The 15,395-nt window shown below is 76.7% G+C and carries 19 protein-coding genes; 10 read left to right on the forward strand and 9 right to left on the reverse strand.

Translation table 11 applies throughout. The annotated features are described in order from the left end of the window. The coding region (locus BS72_RS00260; protein ID WP_232792163.1) for a transcriptional regulator at positions 1-752 on the reverse strand (752 nt) is incomplete at its 3' end. 515 nt (positions 753-1,267) lie between these two features. Between BS72_RS00260 and BS72_RS00265 the strand changes: the two genes are divergently transcribed. The 10 genes from BS72_RS00265 (at position 1,268) to BS72_RS00310 (ending at position 6,846) form a co-directional block, all read left to right on the forward strand. Continuing rightward, on the forward strand, positions 1,268-1,666 hold the full coding sequence (locus tag BS72_RS00265) for a hypothetical protein (protein ID WP_037905094.1): 399 nt from the start codon (positions 1,268-1,270) through the stop codon (positions 1,664-1,666). Between the two features lie 17 nt (positions 1,667-1,683). Next, the gene (locus tag BS72_RS00270; RefSeq protein WP_037905097.1) at positions 1,684-1,923 is read left to right on the forward strand and encodes a hypothetical protein; all 240 of its coding nucleotides are present in this window, start codon (positions 1,684-1,686) and stop codon (positions 1,921-1,923) included. Between the two features lie 104 nt (positions 1,924-2,027). After that, complete coding sequence (locus BS72_RS33400) at positions 2,028-2,525, forward strand: hypothetical protein (protein WP_051950316.1); 498 nt, start codon at positions 2,028-2,030, stop codon at positions 2,523-2,525. A gap of 294 nt (positions 2,526-2,819) precedes the next feature. Then, complete coding sequence (locus BS72_RS00280) at positions 2,820-3,227, forward strand: hypothetical protein (protein WP_037905099.1); 408 nt, start codon at positions 2,820-2,822, stop codon at positions 3,225-3,227. Positions 3,228-3,342: 115 nt separating this feature from the next. After that, on the forward strand, positions 3,343-3,537 hold the full coding sequence (locus BS72_RS00285) for a hypothetical protein (RefSeq protein WP_037905102.1): 195 nt from the start codon (positions 3,343-3,345) through the stop codon (positions 3,535-3,537). A gap of 107 nt (positions 3,538-3,644) precedes the next feature. After that, the gene (locus BS72_RS00290; protein WP_037905104.1) at positions 3,645-3,914 is read left to right on the forward strand and encodes a hypothetical protein; all 270 of its coding nucleotides are present in this window, start codon (positions 3,645-3,647) and stop codon (positions 3,912-3,914) included. Positions 3,915-4,021: 107 nt separating this feature from the next. Beyond that, on the forward strand, positions 4,022-4,387 hold the full coding sequence (locus BS72_RS00295) for a hypothetical protein (protein ID WP_037905107.1): 366 nt from the start codon (positions 4,022-4,024) through the stop codon (positions 4,385-4,387). A gap of 224 nt (positions 4,388-4,611) precedes the next feature. Then, the gene (locus BS72_RS00300) at positions 4,612-5,307 is read left to right on the forward strand and encodes a hypothetical protein (RefSeq protein ID WP_037905109.1); all 696 of its coding nucleotides are present in this window, start codon (positions 4,612-4,614) and stop codon (positions 5,305-5,307) included. A 379-nt stretch (positions 5,308-5,686) separates the two neighbouring features. Beyond that, positions 5,687-5,935, forward strand: a complete 249-nt coding sequence (locus BS72_RS35030) for a hypothetical protein (protein ID WP_037905111.1) — start codon at positions 5,687-5,689, stop codon at positions 5,933-5,935. Continuing rightward, positions 5,932-6,846, forward strand: coding sequence for a hypothetical protein (locus BS72_RS00310; protein WP_037905113.1), 915 nt, complete (start codon positions 5,932-5,934; stop codon positions 6,844-6,846). Before BS72_RS35030 ends, BS72_RS00310 begins: the two co-directional genes overlap by 4 nt. A gap of 97 nt (positions 6,847-6,943) precedes the next feature. Here the strand turns inward: BS72_RS00310 and BS72_RS00315 are convergent, their stop codons facing one another. The 8 genes from BS72_RS00315 to BS72_RS36960 form a co-directional block, all read right to left on the reverse strand. Further along, on the reverse strand, positions 6,944-7,171 hold the full coding sequence (locus BS72_RS00315; protein ID WP_157856093.1) for a hypothetical protein: 228 nt from the start codon (positions 7,169-7,171) through the stop codon (positions 6,944-6,946). 5 nt (positions 7,172-7,176) lie between these two features. Further along, positions 7,177-7,719: a hypothetical protein gene (locus BS72_RS00320; RefSeq protein WP_157856094.1), complete on the reverse strand. Its 543-nt coding sequence runs from the start codon at positions 7,717-7,719 to the stop codon at positions 7,177-7,179. A gap of 434 nt (positions 7,720-8,153) precedes the next feature. Next, a complete protein-coding gene (locus BS72_RS36950; RefSeq protein WP_198545726.1) occupies positions 8,154-8,987 on the reverse strand; it encodes an endonuclease domain-containing protein in 834 nt (277 codons plus the stop codon). 137 nt (positions 8,988-9,124) lie between these two features. After that, positions 9,125-10,357 carry a hypothetical protein gene (locus BS72_RS36955; RefSeq protein WP_157856128.1) on the reverse strand — a complete coding sequence of 411 codons (1,233 nt, stop codon included), beginning with the start codon at positions 10,355-10,357 and terminating at the stop codon, positions 9,125-9,127. Between the two features lie 108 nt (positions 10,358-10,465). Continuing rightward, positions 10,466-10,702, reverse strand: a complete 237-nt coding sequence (locus BS72_RS00335) for a hypothetical protein (protein ID WP_037905125.1) — start codon at positions 10,700-10,702, stop codon at positions 10,466-10,468. A 279-nt stretch (positions 10,703-10,981) separates the two neighbouring features. Continuing rightward, complete coding sequence (locus tag BS72_RS00340) at positions 10,982-11,191, reverse strand: helix-turn-helix domain-containing protein (protein WP_037905128.1); 210 nt, start codon at positions 11,189-11,191, stop codon at positions 10,982-10,984. A 47-nt stretch (positions 11,192-11,238) separates the two neighbouring features. After that, the gene (locus BS72_RS37605; RefSeq protein ID WP_232792164.1) at positions 11,239-11,772 is read right to left on the reverse strand and encodes a hypothetical protein; all 534 of its coding nucleotides are present in this window, start codon (positions 11,770-11,772) and stop codon (positions 11,239-11,241) included. Between the two features lie 201 nt (positions 11,773-11,973). Further along, positions 11,974-14,490 carry a hypothetical protein gene (locus tag BS72_RS36960; RefSeq protein ID WP_232792165.1) on the reverse strand — a complete coding sequence of 839 codons (2,517 nt, stop codon included), beginning with the start codon at positions 14,488-14,490 and terminating at the stop codon, positions 11,974-11,976. Between the last annotated feature and the right edge of the window lie 905 nt (positions 14,491-15,395).

Consider the following 15,395-nt stretch of genomic DNA (forward strand, 5'->3'; position numbering starts at 1 on the left):
GTCGGTGGCGGCGCGGGCCGGCGCTCGGCGGTGGGCAGCAGGGCGGGGCGCAGCCGGCGGGCGTGGGCGAGGGCGGTGTCGAGGTCGCCGAGGTGGCGGTGGATCCCGATCCGGTACAGGGCGCACTGAACCGCGGTCAGCTCCCGTCGGGGGCCGGCGGCATCGGGGCGGCGGGCGAGGTGGTGGGTGATCTCCTCGGCCTGGGCCGCGAACTCGTAGGCGGTGGCGGGCCGGTGGGCCTGGGCGGCGGTGTAGGCGGCGGTGAGCGCCGCCATGCCCGCTGCTTCCAGGCCGGCCGTGGTGGGCCGGGAGCCGGCCGTCAGGTGGGCGCGGGCCTCTTCCAGCAGGTGCAGGGCCTCGTCGGTGCGGCCGGTACGGCGCAGCGGGGTCGCGGCAGCGCGGGCCGCGGCAGCGAGCGCCACCGGGTCCCCGGAGCGGCGGGCCGCGGCGCCGGCCCGTTCCGCGTAAGTGCCGGCGGGCTCGGTGCGTCCCTGCTTGACGGCGAGCTGGGAGGCCAGCACCCCCTGGGCGGCACCGGCCGGGCCCTGCTCGGCGCTGCGGGCGGCGGCGGCCAGGAGCAGCGGCAGCACCTCGCCGAGCCGCGCGTAGGCGCTGGCGGCGAACAGCCGGCGGGCCGCGGCGACGTCGCCGGCGGACAGCCCCGGTACGGGAGCAGCCCACGCTGCCGCGGGCGCGGCGAAGGCGCCGGCCCCCAGCCCAACTCCGGCCATCAGTACGCTCCGTCGCTCCACTCGGGCCTCCTTCACCTCCTGGCGCAGCGGCGCGGCGCCGCAACGACGCTACGGCCGGGCGGGCGGTGCGGAACAGGGCGCACGCCGCTGGCCGCGCGCGCTCCGCGGCGGCGCTCCAGCGGCGCCCGGGGGCTCCGTGGTGCCGAGACGGCCGAGGCGGCCGGGAGCGGCTCACCGGCTCGCGTGGCCTGCGCGTGGAAGAGCCGGAACGTGTCGTTTTCGCAGTTCAGAGGGGGGACACCACGGGGGGCGACGGGGCGGTGCGCGTCCTTCGGACTCGGGCGTGGCCGTGCTGGGCTGGCTCCGCGCTCCGCGGCCATCCCGCCGGCTGAACGGGCGCCGGGATGGCCGCACTTGGACGGCTCGGCAGCGAGGCGAGCACCACCGCATGACACATAAAACTTGACCGCGGCGACAGTCTGGAGGTAGACTAATGAATACATCGGCGGGGGTGTCCGGCCCGAGCGCCACCCCGACCCGCCCGCCGCGAAGCAGCCATCCCCCCGGAGGTTCACGTGCCCCTGTTCTCCCAGGCCGAGATCGACGCCGCTCGTGAGCGGGAAGCCGCACGCAACGCCTCCCTGCGCGCCACCACCGCCGGGGAACTGCGCACCTGGCTCACCGCCCAGGACGACGTCGCCGACGCCGTGATCCGCCCCGCCGCCCCCGGCACCGTCGCCGTACGGCTGGCCGACGGCCTGCTGGCCGCCGTCACCGTCTCCACCGGCGACGTCCTCCCGCCCGCCACCGCGTCCGGCGCTGCGGCGCACCAGGCGCTCGCCGAGCGGATCCGTGCCTGGCTCACCGGCGAGGCGGGCATCGGCCAGACCTGGCTCATCCCCAGCACCGCCGCCCTCGGCGTCGAGCTCGAAGACGGCACCGACTTCACCATCACCGTCAGCCCCCGCACCTGACCTGCCTGGAGACTCCCGTGCTGAACCCCGGCCCCAACTTCCGCCGGATCACCTGCCCCGACTGCCAGAAGGGCACGATCGTCCTCGCCTCCACCACGGCGCGGTTCCAGTGCAGCCGCCTGCGCCAGGTGATCGACGGCTTCAAGGTCGGCAACTGCGACTTCGCGACGCGCGACCGCGCCGAGATCCCCGTCGAGCCCAGCGAGCAGGTCGTCGTCGTGGACTTCACGCCCTTCGCCAAGCTCACCACTCCCTGAGACCCGCCGCGCGCGTCGGCGCCGGATCGCCCGGCACGGCCGGCTTCCGGCACCGAGCACCACGACCCGCCGGGGACGTCCCCTACGAGAGCGAGGAGCGCACCATGTCCGTCACCTTCACCGCCGCCCACGTCGCCGGCTCGGCATTCATCATCAGCTGCGTCTGCCCGGCGGCGAAGGCGGCCGCGTTCCCGTACGCCACGTACGACGCGGCCCAGGCGGCCTACCCGGCGGAGCCCCTCCTGGTCGAACTCCCCGGCTGCGAGTACCCGGGCCGCTGCCGCCCGTTCATCCTCAGTCTCGACCCGGCCGGGGACGACATCCCCGAGATCAATCTCTCCAACAGCAACGCGCGCCGCATTCTCGACGCACTCGGCCTGAACAGCGACGACCTGTCCGGCAGTGGAATGGCCGAAGACTTCCTCGGCCGCTGCCTGATCGCCCTGGCCCTTGAGCCCGCCGACGCAGGAGTACCGCCCGTGCAGGACGGCAACGTCATCGACTGCGGCCGCCCGGCCGGATACCTCCAGACCCGCCTCACCGAACTCCACGCCCTGGCCGTGTGGTGCGCGGGCCAGGGGCGCGCCGTGTCCTGGGCCTGAAGCCAGCCCCGCGAAGTGCCGGCCGAGCTTCGAGAGGGGCACCGAAGGAGTCGGTGTTTCCGCACTTCAGCAGCATGGACGCCGCGGATGGCAGACGGTTCGGCCGCGGACTGGGGGCGCGGCCGAGGTTCGGTCCGCGTTCCATGGTCGTGACCCACACCCCGAATGACACATAAAACTTGCCTTCGAACATCCCGTGAGGTAGAATAATGAATATAGCGGCAAGGACGGACACCCGGTCTGACAACCGCCAAGTCCCCACCGGCCAGCACCTACTTCCAGCAAGGAGCAGCCATGCCCCGCACCACCGCCCGCCCGGTCGACATCGCCAAGCTCGTAGAAATGCTGGAGACGGCGCGCGAAACGGTGGCGCGCGGCTCCGACGCGGACTACTACCCGCGCCACCACTCCGAGCGCGGCGAGATCGACGTCGTGTTCGACGAGCTCGTCGAGTGGGCACGCGGACACCTGGCGCAGGACGAGCTGCGCAAGACGGCCAAGCCGATCTCGGACCCGGACCTCCAGCCCGGAGACCTCGTCCTGGTGGACGACGTTGCCGTGACCGTCCGTGAGATCCACTTCCGCGCGCCCGGCGAGCACCGGGACTCGGGCCTGCCCTCCCACCGGCCCGCGACCGAGGTGGTCACCGCCCTGGGCAGCCAGTGGCTCGCCCTCGTCCCCCACCCGGCCCCCGCCCGCTAGACCCGCTCCGGGGTGGCCCTGTGCGCGGGGCCACCCCGGCCACCACCGGGCACGACGAGCCGTACACCATCCCGCCGGTGGCTTCCCGGCACCCCGCCCGAGAAAGGGGCGCAGCATGAGGTCCGCACCCGTACCGCGCACCGGCCGCGCGAAGAGCCGCAAGTACCGCCAGGCCCCGACCGGAACGGTGGGCAGCAAGGTGCTCTCCCACCGGTACGGCGACGAGGGCGAGAAGGGTCCCAAGCACCGCCGCCAGGTCCGCCGCTGCGAGGAGCGCCTCTGGCGCCGCGAAGTGGCCCGCACCGCCTGACCGGCTCCCTCCAGCAGGCGCCCGCCCGCCGCGCCCCGGCCGCTCGGCCGGGCCGGGCGACGGCGGGCCGCCGGCACCACCCCGCACAGAACCGGAGCGCCCATCCGATGGACACCACCACGAAGCCCGACACCGCCCTGTGGCAGAACCTCGCGGACGCCCTGAACGCCCTCGCCGACGCCGGCCTCCACCCCGACTTCCACGACCGCTACGGCACCTGCAACAACTGGCAGCACCAGCCGTACGCCTCCAGCAACTTCGGCAACAGCCCGTGGGTGGTCTTCGACCTGCGCGAACGCGAGTACACGGTCACGACGCGCGAACGCACCCTCGCCGGGGAGCACTCCCGGCCCCGCCGCCGCCGCAAGCGCCGCTGACGCCCACCGCGCCCCGCCATGCCCGGCCACTCGACCGGGCCGGCCTGGCGGGCATCCGCCCCTCCCCGCGTTCCCGATCCCGCCAACTCCTCCAGGAGCCGCCCCACATGGGCCCGTACGCCAGCCCTGCCCAGCCCCGCCGCACCCCCGCCGTCGACACGCTGCGCGCCCTCGTCCCCGACGACGCCGACGTGATCCGCGTACGCGCCGCCACCCCGACCGCCGCCAACGGCTGGACGTGGACGCAGGCCGAGGTGCTCGGCGCCTACCAGTGGCCGCCCTACCCCGGCGAAGCGCTCCGCCCCCTCGACCGCACCGCCGACGACAGCACGCACGCCAGCCTGACCGTCTGCCAGTTCCTCGCCACCCACCAGTACGCGCCGATCGTCCGCCTCGTGCGCGCCGGCGACGCCACCTACACCTTCAGCATCCGCCTCAGCTGCCCCCGCTGGGAGGACTGGGACGAGACGTGAGCGCCCCCTCGCCCCGGGCCCGGGCGGAGCTTCGCCGCGTCCGGGGCGCTCGCTACGATGGCCGCGCACCACAGGGCAACCGCGCCGCGCCCGGTCCGACACCTCGACGCCCACACCGTCGAAGGGGACCGCAGACGTCTGAGACTCGCGCGAGCATCTGTGTCATGCCCTCCTCCAAGGCGGCCGGCGCGTGTGGGGCAGCAGGCCGGACGAGGACGGACGTCATGACCGACCCCCGCAACCGGGAGCACAACCGCGCCGTACGCGCCTACCAGCGGGCCCACCCCGGCACCACCCTGGACCAGGCCCGCCAGGCCGTCACCGCCCGCTCCGGCCGCCGGCCCGGCCTCCCCGGCCGGATCCCCGGCGCTCCCCTGCCCCGCCCCGCCGAGCGGCTCGACGACTACGTGCAGCGCGTCGCCGCCGCGGCAGGCGTCCAGCGGCACCGCGCGATGGAGCTCCTGGGCCTTGAGCCCGGCGCCTCGGCCACCGAGCGCCTGGACGACCTCGCCGCCGGCCTGCCCGACGACACCGTCCGGGCCCTCGTCGCCGCCACGGGCATGACCGCCGGCCAGGCCCGCGCCCTGACCGCCCCGTACGCCGCCGGCCGGATCCCGGACCTCGAGAACCTGGCGCGGCAGCTGCTGCTGGACAAGCACGTCCGGCCCGGGGGCGCGGGCAAGACCCGTACGGACGCGGCCGGCTTCGCCCGGCTCCTCGCCCAGACGTACGGACCGCGGGTCCTTCCCGTCGACCTGCCCGTGCACGAGCTCTTCCCTGCCCCCTACCGCCCGGCCATCGTCGATCTGGACTGGCCGTTCGACACCCCCAGGCCCGTCGACCCCGACGTCTTCGACGAGGTCGCGACGGCCCTCGGGATCCGGCAGAACACCGGCACGGACACGCCGCGGCCCGAGTAGCAGCCCGCGCGGCCCAGCGCGGCGGACAGCCACCCGCAGACCCCACGACGACGCCGGCGGGCGCAGCGGGCCTGATCCGGCCGGCCGCGTACGGAGGGTGCCTGCTCAGGCCTCAGACCCGCACGGGCTCGGCCCGGCCCCCGGCCGGCGCCGGCCTGGCCGTCCACCGCCGCCGCAGGCGAGGTGGACGGCTCTTTGTCCGTTTCTCGGCCGCGACCTGCGACGCGCGCGCGGGAGGCAACCGACGTACCTTCCGGGACCGGCGGCGGCCGGGTCGCGTCCCGGGCACCGGCGCTGCCACCATCGTCGTCACCGCGCCGGACGGCAACTCCCCCGGCCTGGCCCAGCACCCGCGCACCCCCTCCCTGGAGGCACCGCCATGCCCACCGCCCCGCCGGACGAGCCCGCCCTGCCCGAGACCGCCCTGGCGCCCTCATCGGGCACCGGGCGCCTGGGCCCGGGGGAGGCGGCCGTCGTCGTCACCGCGATCACCGCGGTGACGGTGCTCGCCGTCCTGGAGCGGCCCATCCCCGCCGTCCTGACCGCGATCGCCTCGGCCGCCGGCTGGCTGCTGCTCCCCCACCGCGCGCACCAGCTGCTCGCCGCGCTCCTCGGCGCCGGCCGATGAGCGCCTCGGCTGCCGAAACGGTCGAGCTGGCGCTCCTGCGGGGCTGGCTGCGCGGCATCAAGGGCGCGTTCACCTACGACACCCTCGTCCGCCGCGCGGGCGAGCACGGACAGCACGTCTCCGAGCGCACTCTGCGCCGGGCCGTGCGCCAGACCCTGGACGGCCGGCTTCCCGCCCTCCGCGTGGTCGTGGCCTTCGCGCACGGCGCCGTCCACGCACAGGCCCACGCCGCCGGAGCGAGCCGCGGCGCCGACGCGCTCGAGGTGCACAGCGCCGAACAGACGGGCCGGGCCTTGTGGGAGGCCGCCGCCAGCGCCGTTCGCCGGCGAACGCAGCCCCGCCCGCGTCGCGTTACCTGGGTGCCGGGCCACATCACCACCCAGGCCGGGCTGACCCGGGCCATGCAGCGGATACGGGAGGAAGCCGGCAACCCGTCCCTGCGCGAGCTCGCGGCGGCGCCGCAGACCGCCGGCCGCCTCTCCGCCAGTGCGCTCCACCTGGCCCTGACCGACAAACGGCTGCCCAGCGAACGGCTGCTGACCGCGTTCGTCGCCGCCTGCCACGCGAGCGAGGCCGCCCTGCAGGCGCTGCTCTCGGCCCGCCGGCGGATCACCAACCCGCTGGAGGAGGACGACTTCACGGGCGTCGGCTACCCGTGCGAGATCATCGACCTGGTCGAGGAGACCGAGGAGCCCGCGCGGCCCTGGATCGCTCCCGAACCGGAACTCGACTGGTACGACCAGCAGCTGCGGGACGAGGAGCAGGCCGCCACCGACAGCATGATCGCGTGGATCGACAGCCTCACCGCCGACGAGATCGAAGACCTGCAACGCCAGGCCGAGCCCGGCGACGGGCGGGACCTGCGGGCCGAACTCACCGCCCTCATCAGCCGCGCCGAGGCCGCGCAGTAGAAAGGGCGCAGGGGCTGCACGACCGGCGGCGAGTCGAGGCGCAACGGCCGGACCCGCCGGCGGCGGACGGAGGGTGCCGGTGCGGCCCGGGGACGGTTCAGCCGGCCGCGGCGTCCTGTTCCGCGGCGGGCGCCGCGTGCTGGGCCGCCACCTGCTCCAGCGCCTCGTAGAGCGCGCGGGCCCGCTGGCTGCGCGAGCTGCCGAAGTCCTCCCGGGAGGCGGTCAGCAGCAGGAGCCACTGCGCGCCGGTCACCCTCATCCGGCCGGCCGCCCGCACCGCGGCAAGCAGGCGCCGGCTCTCGCGCTTCTTCAACACCCCTTGCACGGGCGTCACCAGCTGGTGCGCCGGCCCCCGCAGGCGCTGGCGCAGATGCAGCGGCACCTCCTCCCACGACGGATCGTCCGCGCCGGGCAGCAGCCGGCCCCGGGCGGCCCGGACTCGGCCCGCACCGGCGCCGGGGCCGGGGCCGCGCTGTCGGCCGGCGCCGCGGGCCCCTGCTCCGCCACCGCCGGCTCGGCTCCGGACTCCGGTTCGGGTTGGGCGTGCGGCTGCTGCTCGTCGCCCGGCGTACCGGCGGTGCAGGAGCCAGCGCGGGTGTGGGCGGCCAGATTGGCCGGCGTACCGGCGTACGCACACCCCGGGCAGCGCACCCAGCCCGCCTCGTCGACCGCCGCCTGGACGACCGACCGCTCCGGGCCGAACCCCAGCGACACCAGCTGCTGAGGCAGCCTCATCCCCTGCAGCGCGCGCAGCGCCGCGGCCGCCGTGATGTCGTGCCCCCGCACGAACCACCGGCCGATCTCCGCCTCCGCCCCGCACCCGCAGAAGCAGTCCCCCGTCGGCACCAGCCGAATTTTCCTCGTGTCATTCACGCCCCGGGACCCTACTGGCTCCACCAGACCCAGGTCAGCCGATCCACGCCCACGACCGCAACCGACCGGAAGCGACCACCTGATGACCGAGCATGACGAGCGCGCACCCCTTACACGCTCCTTCTGCGCGACAGGGAAGCGCGTACAAACAGCGCGCTATATGAGCGCGCTTGTACTGCGTGACCAGGTAGTTCGCTGTTGTGACGTGGTGCAGGAGCGGGTGGTGGCGGCAAGCTACGAGTGCCCGACCGGCGCCCGAGCTCGTGGGCGCGCAGCGGCAGGTCGGTCGAGCTGCGGGCCCGCGCGGCGCGATGCCGTGGCGGCCTCACGGACCGCGGTGGGGCCGACTCGCACACGGTGGAAGCGAACACCGCCGAACGCCGGCGAACGTTGCCGAACGCCCTGGAGCAGCAGGCCGCGGCACCGTACGGCGGTCAGGCCCTGTACCCGTACACCGAGCAGGCGTCGCCGGTGAAGGGCTTGACCAGGCCGCGCGGGGCCGGGCTGTTGACCCCGTCGTCCGGCTCGAACGCGGTCACGACGACGTTCCCGTCTCCCAGGGCGTGCCGGAGACGGCGGTGGTGGCGGTCCGCCTCCTCGGCGTCCTGAAGCGGGCCGGTCTTCGTCCACTGGGTGTCGCGGGAGGGCGGCTGGCCGTCGTCGGTCCAGTACACGCAGGGGACGGCCAGCAGCCGGCGCACCCGGCGCAGGCCGTCCGCGAACTCCTGCTCGCTCAGGCCCAGATAGGACAGCTCCCCCCGGTACCAGGCCAGCGCGGCCGTGCCGCCGGCCTCGAACCGCCAGTGCAGGTAGGCCGCCTGCGTCTGCATCCGGTTCCGGGGCACGCACAGCGCCGCCTCCATCGACCCCAGCCAGCTGTTGCAGCTCCTGCACAGCACACCCCGCACCCGGCCCGTCCCCGCGTCGTGGTCGACGGCGGCCGACTCCCTGCGCACGCACAGCTCGCAGTCGGGGCGCTGCCGCAGCAGCCGGGCCCGCTCGGCGTTCGACATCCGCGCGTACAGCAGTTGCGGGGTACGGCGGGCCTGCCACTGATCGGCCGGCACCACCGGGACCGGGACCGCGCGGGCCGGGTGCGGCGCGGGAAACGGGCGGGGCCCGTCCGCCGTACCCGCCGAGCGCCCGCCGCCCAGGGCGCCGGCGCCGGGCGGGCGCCCGGCGGGCTCAGCGCGTACCGGGGCGTCGGCGGGGGTGCCGGTGCGGCGCCGCCTGGCCAGCGCGGCCACCAGGCGTGTCCACCCCGCCATCGCCGTCTCCTCCCGGCCCGCGCCCCCCGGCTGCGGGAGAGCGCCGCCGGCCTCGGCCATCTTCTCCCTGGGCGGGCGGGCCCCCGGGGGTTCGACGGCGCGCAGTCGGGTGATCGTCTGGGCGGTGGTCGCGCAGGTCAGCGTGGGGACACCAGCACGCCGGGCAGTGCGGCCGGATCCTTGTCGGCGTCGTCCGCGTACGCGGTGGCGTACGACAGCTCCCCCGGGTCGTCGGCCCACGCCAGGACACGGCGCGCCCGCCCGCGCCACCCCGGTCCGGCCTTCACCTGGTCGCCCCAGCGGCTGCGGCCCTCCGCGCAGACCGTGCACTTCAGCCGGCCGCTGATCTCCCACACCTCCGGGTCGGTGGTGAAGCACGTCGGGCAACACCCCTCGGACCAGGCCGGCGGATGGCACGGCGTGGTCACCCAGGCCGTGATGATGATGTGGCCGCAGTACGAGCACTCGATGCCGTACAGGGCGTTCCGGTCGCAGCGCGGGCAGTGCTTGCCGGCCGGGACCTCCGCCGGAGCGCCGGCATCCCCGGACGTCTTGGCCGGGGCCGGCTCGACCGCGTCGGCGGGCTCCGCCGGAAGGCCGGCAGGCGGCACGTAGCCGCCCTCCGACTCCCATTCCTCGACCGGGTCGCCGGCCGTGGCCACCACGTCGAACAGGCCCTCGGACGCGCACCGCGGGGCGATCACCTCGACGTCGGCGCTCCCGTGGGCCGTGGCCACGAAGGCGCGCGGGTGCTTTCGGCCGTGCAGGAGCGGCAGGCACACCGCCTCGTCACGCCGGGCCCGGCGGCCGCCGACCGTGGCCACCACCACCGCCGAGGTCTGGCCCCGGTGGCCGTTCCAGCGCCCGGACTGCACGCGGTTCGCCCACACCTGGCCGGTGTACCGGACCCCGTCCACGGACCACGCCAGCATCACGCCCGGGGCGTAGCCGGCCGGGGCGAACTCCTCGAACTCCTGCGGCTCGCCCGGCCACATGTCCACCGGGCGCTCGCTGAACTCCGGCGTACCCGCACCGCGCTTTTCGACTTCACCGGCCAACTCCCGGGCCAGCGCCGCGAATCCGTCCCTCGCCTGCTGGTGCGCCCAGTCGGGCACCGTGGGCAGCGTGTAGGCCAGGCGGCCGTCCGCCGACTCGATCCGCAGCCGGTCGCCGCTCCCGGTCGCGTACGCGCGCCCGGTGCCGCTCGCGCCGATCAGCCGGCGCGCGTTGTCCGGGGTGCCCTCCGGCGCGGTCTGAGGCGTCTGCACCGGCTCCTGAAGCGGGGTGTCCAGGACCGGTCCCGCCGGGGCGTGCCGGTCCCGCGTCATCCCCGCAGCAGCCGGAACAGCCATGGCGGTGCGCTCGGTCATCAGGTGTCCATCTCTACTCGCAGGGTTGGCCGTTGGGGGTGGCGGGACGCCCCCGTCACCCGTGTGTGCCCGGGCCCGCGGAATGCCGCCGGCCCGGGCCCGCGGTGCTCACATCGCCATCCCGGCCCATTCCCGGTTGGCGATCTGCCGGGCGGCCTCCTCCGTGGCCACGAGGTCGAACATGAACGCGGTCGGGCGGCCCATCACCGGCGCGATGTTCCACACGCCGAACTTCTCGCCCTGCCGGGTGATCATCAGCCCCGTCGCGCGGCGCTTCCTGCTCCAGTGCAGAGCGACCTTCTCGCCGCGCTTCGGGCTTGCGGGCATCTCGCTGAACCGGCTCACTGGTCACTCCCCTGCGACGACATCACCCCCGCTCGGGGCGTTCATTAATCTACCCATCAAGATGTTGTGCGTCAAGTTTTATGTGTCACTCCCGGCGGGGGCCGCCCACCGGCACGGCGAGCGCCCGCCGAAGGCGCAGGCCGCGGAGCCGATTCGGCGCACCGCGGTGCGGCAAGGCGCCCCCGGACCCGTCGGCCGGCGCACCCCAGCGCCGGGCGGCGCCGGGCGGGACGGCAGGCCCGGGACCCGGGAGCGCCGAGCCCCGCGGCCGGCCGCGGGTCAGCGTGCCGCAGAACGGCGGGAGTTCGCGCCGCCGCGGGTGCGCATGGTGGTCCCGGCCTCGGTGAGCAGGCGGTGCACGAACCCGTACGACCTCCCGCAGCCCTCGGCGAGCACCCGGACCGAGGCCCCCCTGTCGTACGCCTTCTTCAGCTCGGCCCCGAGCTTGAGCCGGGCCGGCCCGGTGACGTGGACGCGGCGTCCCAGCACGTCGGCTCTCCTCTCCTCTCTCCCGGCGGCGCCCGGGCGCTGGCCGGCTACGGGTGGCGTGCGGCGTCGACGTCGCCGGCGTTGACCAGCGCCTCCCTCAACTCCCGCCATGCGTCCGGGCGATCGGCCCCGGGCAGCACGGCTGCGGCGTCCAGCAGGGCGCGGGCGTGCCGCCGTACGGCCGCCTCCCGCCAGGTCCCGGGCGCCTGGGAGACCAGCACCGCGGCGAGCAGCAGGGCATCCGGCCGGCCGGGGTGGGCGGCGGCGCGCTCCGCGACGAGGTCGGCGTCGGTCAGGGCCGGGGAGTGCTCGGCGCTGGAGCGCATCAGCTCCAGCCACACCGCCTCGTCGAGGTCCGCGTCGGCGAACGCGCCGGCCCCGGCGAGCGCGCCGGCGGGCAGGCCGGCGGCGAGCGCGGCCCGCCACAGGACCACCGCCGCCCCCGCCCGGGCCTGCCCGGCCGGCGGGAGCGGGCTGCCGGCGCCGGTGTGCGGCGTGCCGGCGGCGATCGCCTCTAGCAGGCCCGAGACCGTGGCAACGCCCTCAGCGCTGTCGTCCCCGGCGCCGGTGGCGCCCGCCAACTCGGCCCACCAGGCGGCGGGTTCGCCCAGCAGGGCCGGATCGGCCAGCAGCGCGGCCGCGGTGCGGCCGGCAGCGCCCTGGGCGAGACCGGGGCGTCGCGCAGCGCGCCGATCAGGCCGGCGCGGTCCAGGGCGGCGAGCAGCGGCGCACTGGGCGGCCCCAGCGCAGCCACGACGCGGCCGGCGAGGGCCGGCCCGGGGTCAGCCGGTACAGGGCGGCGTGGTGCTCGGCGGCGAAGGCGGGGGCGTAGCGGTGCAGGGCCGGCAGCCGTACCCCGATCGCGGTGGCCACCGCCTCCTGGCCGGCGGCCGCGGGAAGCGCGCCGGCCACCGCCCGGAGCACCTCGGCCGGCATCTCCCCGTGGGCGCGGGCCTGGCCGGCGGCGTACTCGAGCAGGCACCCCAGCGCCCGCACCCGCGCATCCGACCCCAGCAGCGCCGGCTCCCCCGAACTCCCCGCCACGGGGCGCCGTCCGCAAAAACGCCCGCGGCCCCGTCGCCGGCGGGAGCGGCGGGAGTGCTCTGCGCGGCGGGCCGGGTGAGCTCGGCGGCCAGGGCGTACAGGTGGTCCAGGACGTCCTTGTCCTGGCCCGCGTCCAGGACGGCCCCGGTGCGCCACACGGCGGTCAGCAGGTCGGCCAGGGCCTGGTCGGCGAAGAGCAGCCCGTCGCCCCGGCCGGCGGCCGTCCTCTGGCCGGCGCCGGGGGCCGGGCCGTCGAGGGCGCGGCGCAGGCCGAGCGCCGCGGTGACGGCGCCCGTGAGCGTCCTTCCGGGGAAGGCGCCGGGGCGCTCCGCGTGGAGGGCGGCCGCGGCGAGGTAGAACGCGCCGAGCTCCGGCAGCTCCAGGGCGGCCAGGACGGCGGACGGATCGGCGGTCCAGGCGGCCGGGTCGGCGGCGACGAGGCGGTGCAGGACCATCGCGTAGCCGTCTGCGCCGGCATCCGGTGCCGCGGCCAGCGCTGCGGCGGCCGCGAGCGGGCCGCCGGCCGTCTGCTCCAGGTCCCCGGCGGCCAGGACGGTGCTCTCCTTGACCGGTTCCAGGACGGGGGCGGTGCGCGGGTCGGACGGGCCGGCGGGCTGCAGCCGGCGCACCGCGTGAAGCACCAGCTCCCAGCCGGCCAGCACGCCCGCGGGCAGCACCGGCGACCAGTCCCACACCCGCAGCCACGAGGCGAGCGGCTCGGCGAGGCCGTCCGCCCGGTCGGCGCCGGCGGGAAGGACCTCCTCCACCGCGGCGGCCGGCGGCGGGGCGCCGAGCGCGGCGCGCACCCGCGTCTCCAACTCCCCGGCGCGCCCGGGCGGGCAGGTCCTGAACACGAGGTCGACGAGGCGGGCCGGCTCCGGGCCGGGCCCGGCGGCCACCAGGCGCGCCGTGAGCTCGAGGGCCCGCTCCCACCACTCGTTCACGTCCCCGGCGGCGGGCGTCGGGGACTGCCCGGCAGGTGCGGGCGGCCGGGCGGCGAGATGAGCGGCCACCAGGCGGTCGTGCAGCGGAGCGTCGACCGCGGCCAGCCGGGCCCAGGCGCAGGTGCGCAAGCCCAGGCCCACGCCGGCGTCCGCGTCGGCCGCGGCCAGGTCCAGGACGGTGCGCGCCAGCCCGGGACCGCCGTACGCGGCCGCATCGCCCGCGTGCACCAGGTCGAGGTCACCGCCGAACACCAGCGTCCGGGAGGCCCCGGGCAGCAGCGCGACGTCGCGGGCGAGCAGGCCGGCCAGCACCGCCCGGATCATCGCGACGTTCGGGTGCGCGCTGGCGGCGGGGCCGGCCGGGTAGGCCGTGCGCACCAACTCGCGCAGCAGCACCGCGACCTCGTGCCCGGGCAGCCGTGCCGCGCTCTGCTCGGCGATCCGCTCCCGCATCTCCTCCTCGGCCGCCAGCGCGGCCGCGACCAGCTCCTCGGCCGCGGCGCCGTCCCCGGTGCCGGCGGCCCGGGCCTCGGCGTCGGCCACCCGCTCGACGACGGCCCGCAACGCCAGGTGGCCGGCGTGCTCGTCCTCGACCGCGCCGGCCAGCAGTCCCTCCACCACCAGGACCCACTCCCGCCCCCGCCCCGTACGCGGAACGGCACGCGCCCACCGCGCCGCCAGGCGCAGCGTCGTCCCCACCGCCGGGCCCCCGCCCGCTCGCACCGCCGCGGTGTCGGCCAGGACGGCGCGCACCTGGTCGGCGCCGACGACGTCGGGGTGGGCCAGCGCGAGGCCCAGCAGCGCGTCAAGGGCCAGGCGGCCGGCCGCGGAGGCCTTCTGCGCCCGGCTGACCGCAGGGTCCTCATCGTCCGGCGCCGTCAGCCACTCCCGGACCGCGTCCGGGTCGACGCCGGCGACGTGGTCGAGGAACGCAGCGGCCGGCCACCGCCCGCCGGCAGCCCGGTCCGGCAGCAGCAGCTGCGGCGCGTACTCCTGCAGCACCCCCAGCCACAGCGGCGCCGGCTCGGAGCGGAAGAAGAAGTCGACGGCGCGCAGGTCCCACCAGCGGGCCAGCTCGGCGGCATCCGCCGCACCCGGGCCCTGGAGCGCGGCGAGCTGAAGGACCCGGGCAGCACGCTCCGGCAGCGGCACCAGCAACTCGCGCGCCGCCCCCAGGAGTTCGGTGTAGAGGAGAACGGCGTCACCGGGACCGGCCGCCCGGCCGTGCAAAATGCCCGACGCCAGCCCGTACACCTCGCCCCACACATCCAGCGCCCGCTCCTGCGCCCCGCCCACCGAGACACCCGTCAACCGCTCGACAATCCCGCGAGCCCGCCCCCGGTGATACCCACCCGGCCGGGCCAGCTCCCCGCGCAGCACCTCCGCCGCCCCACCACCCGACCCACCCCGCACCCGGCAGACCCCGCGGATCACCGGCACCGGTCCCGGCAGCACCGGTCCCGGCGCCCGGCACCTCCCGGCCGGCGGCCTCGACAGCCGACGCCCGCACGAAGCAGCGGCACCCGGCGCCCCGACAGCGTCCACCGCCGCCAACACCTCCTCCGCCGCGGCCTGCAGGCCCACCGACCGCGGAGCCCCCGGCAGGCCCAGCAACGCGTCCGCCGCGGACCGCACACACGCCGCGGCCACCTCCGCCGGCCGCTCGAACCCCGCCCCCGTCAACGCCCGCCGCGCATCACGCAGCAGCCCCAACGCCCGCACACCCGCATCACCCTGCGCCGCCAACGCACCGGCCAGGACCTCATCAACCTCCGCCAGCACCACCCCGGACAACTCCGCCCCAGCCCGCACATCCCCGCCGACCGGCGGCATCTCGATACCCACCGGTGCACCGTAGAACCCCCACACCACACCCCGGACCCCAACCCCAACAACCCACCAACGAACCCACAACAACCACGACCCCGCGGCACCGGCACGGACGGCACGGGCACGGGCGGACAGGCCCGGCGGCACGGGGCGGAGGCGCGGACGAGCGGCCGGAGGCGGCGCAGGCAGGCCCGGCGGCGGGACGGAGGCGGGACCCGGACGGCGGGGGCGCCAGCCAGAGGCGGGGCGGCCGAACGCGCGGCGGGCGCCGGGAGCGGCAGACGGCAGCGGCGCGGCGCGGGCGCGGGCGCGGCACGGGCGCGGCGCGGGCGCCGGGAGCGGGCAACGGCCAGGGCGGGCCGGAGGCGCGGGCGCGGGCCGGGCGG

The organism is Actinacidiphila yeochonensis CN732, assembly GCF_000745345.1.
GTDB classification, from domain to species: Bacteria; Actinomycetota; Actinomycetes; order Streptomycetales; family Streptomycetaceae; genus Actinacidiphila; species Actinacidiphila yeochonensis.

Coding starts and splice junctions, on each gene's coding strand:
- BS72_RS33400 (WP_051950316.1), top strand. CDS start 2,028: ATGTCCGTCACCTTCACCGCCGCCCACGTCGCCGGCTCGGCATTCATC.
- BS72_RS00280 (WP_037905099.1), top strand. CDS start 2,820: ATGCCCCGCACCACCGCCCGCCCGGTCGACATCGCCAAGCTCGTAGAA.
- BS72_RS00285 (WP_037905102.1), top strand. CDS start 3,343: ATGAGGTCCGCACCCGTACCGCGCACCGGCCGCGCGAAGAGCCGCAAG.
- BS72_RS00290 (WP_037905104.1), top strand. CDS start 3,645: ATGGACACCACCACGAAGCCCGACACCGCCCTGTGGCAGAACCTCGCG.
- BS72_RS00295 (WP_037905107.1), top strand. CDS start 4,022: ATGGGCCCGTACGCCAGCCCTGCCCAGCCCCGCCGCACCCCCGCCGTC.
- BS72_RS00300 (WP_037905109.1), top strand. CDS start 4,612: ATGACCGACCCCCGCAACCGGGAGCACAACCGCGCCGTACGCGCCTAC.
- BS72_RS35030 (WP_037905111.1), top strand. CDS start 5,687: ATGCCCACCGCCCCGCCGGACGAGCCCGCCCTGCCCGAGACCGCCCTG.
- BS72_RS00310 (WP_037905113.1), top strand. CDS start 5,932: ATGAGCGCCTCGGCTGCCGAAACGGTCGAGCTGGCGCTCCTGCGGGGC.
- BS72_RS36950 (WP_198545726.1), bottom strand. CDS start 8,987: ATGGCGGGGTGGACACGCCTGGTGGCCGCGCTGGCCAGGCGGCGCCGC.
- BS72_RS36955 (WP_157856128.1), bottom strand. CDS start 10,357: ATGACCGAGCGCACCGCCATGGCTGTTCCGGCTGCTGCGGGGATGACG.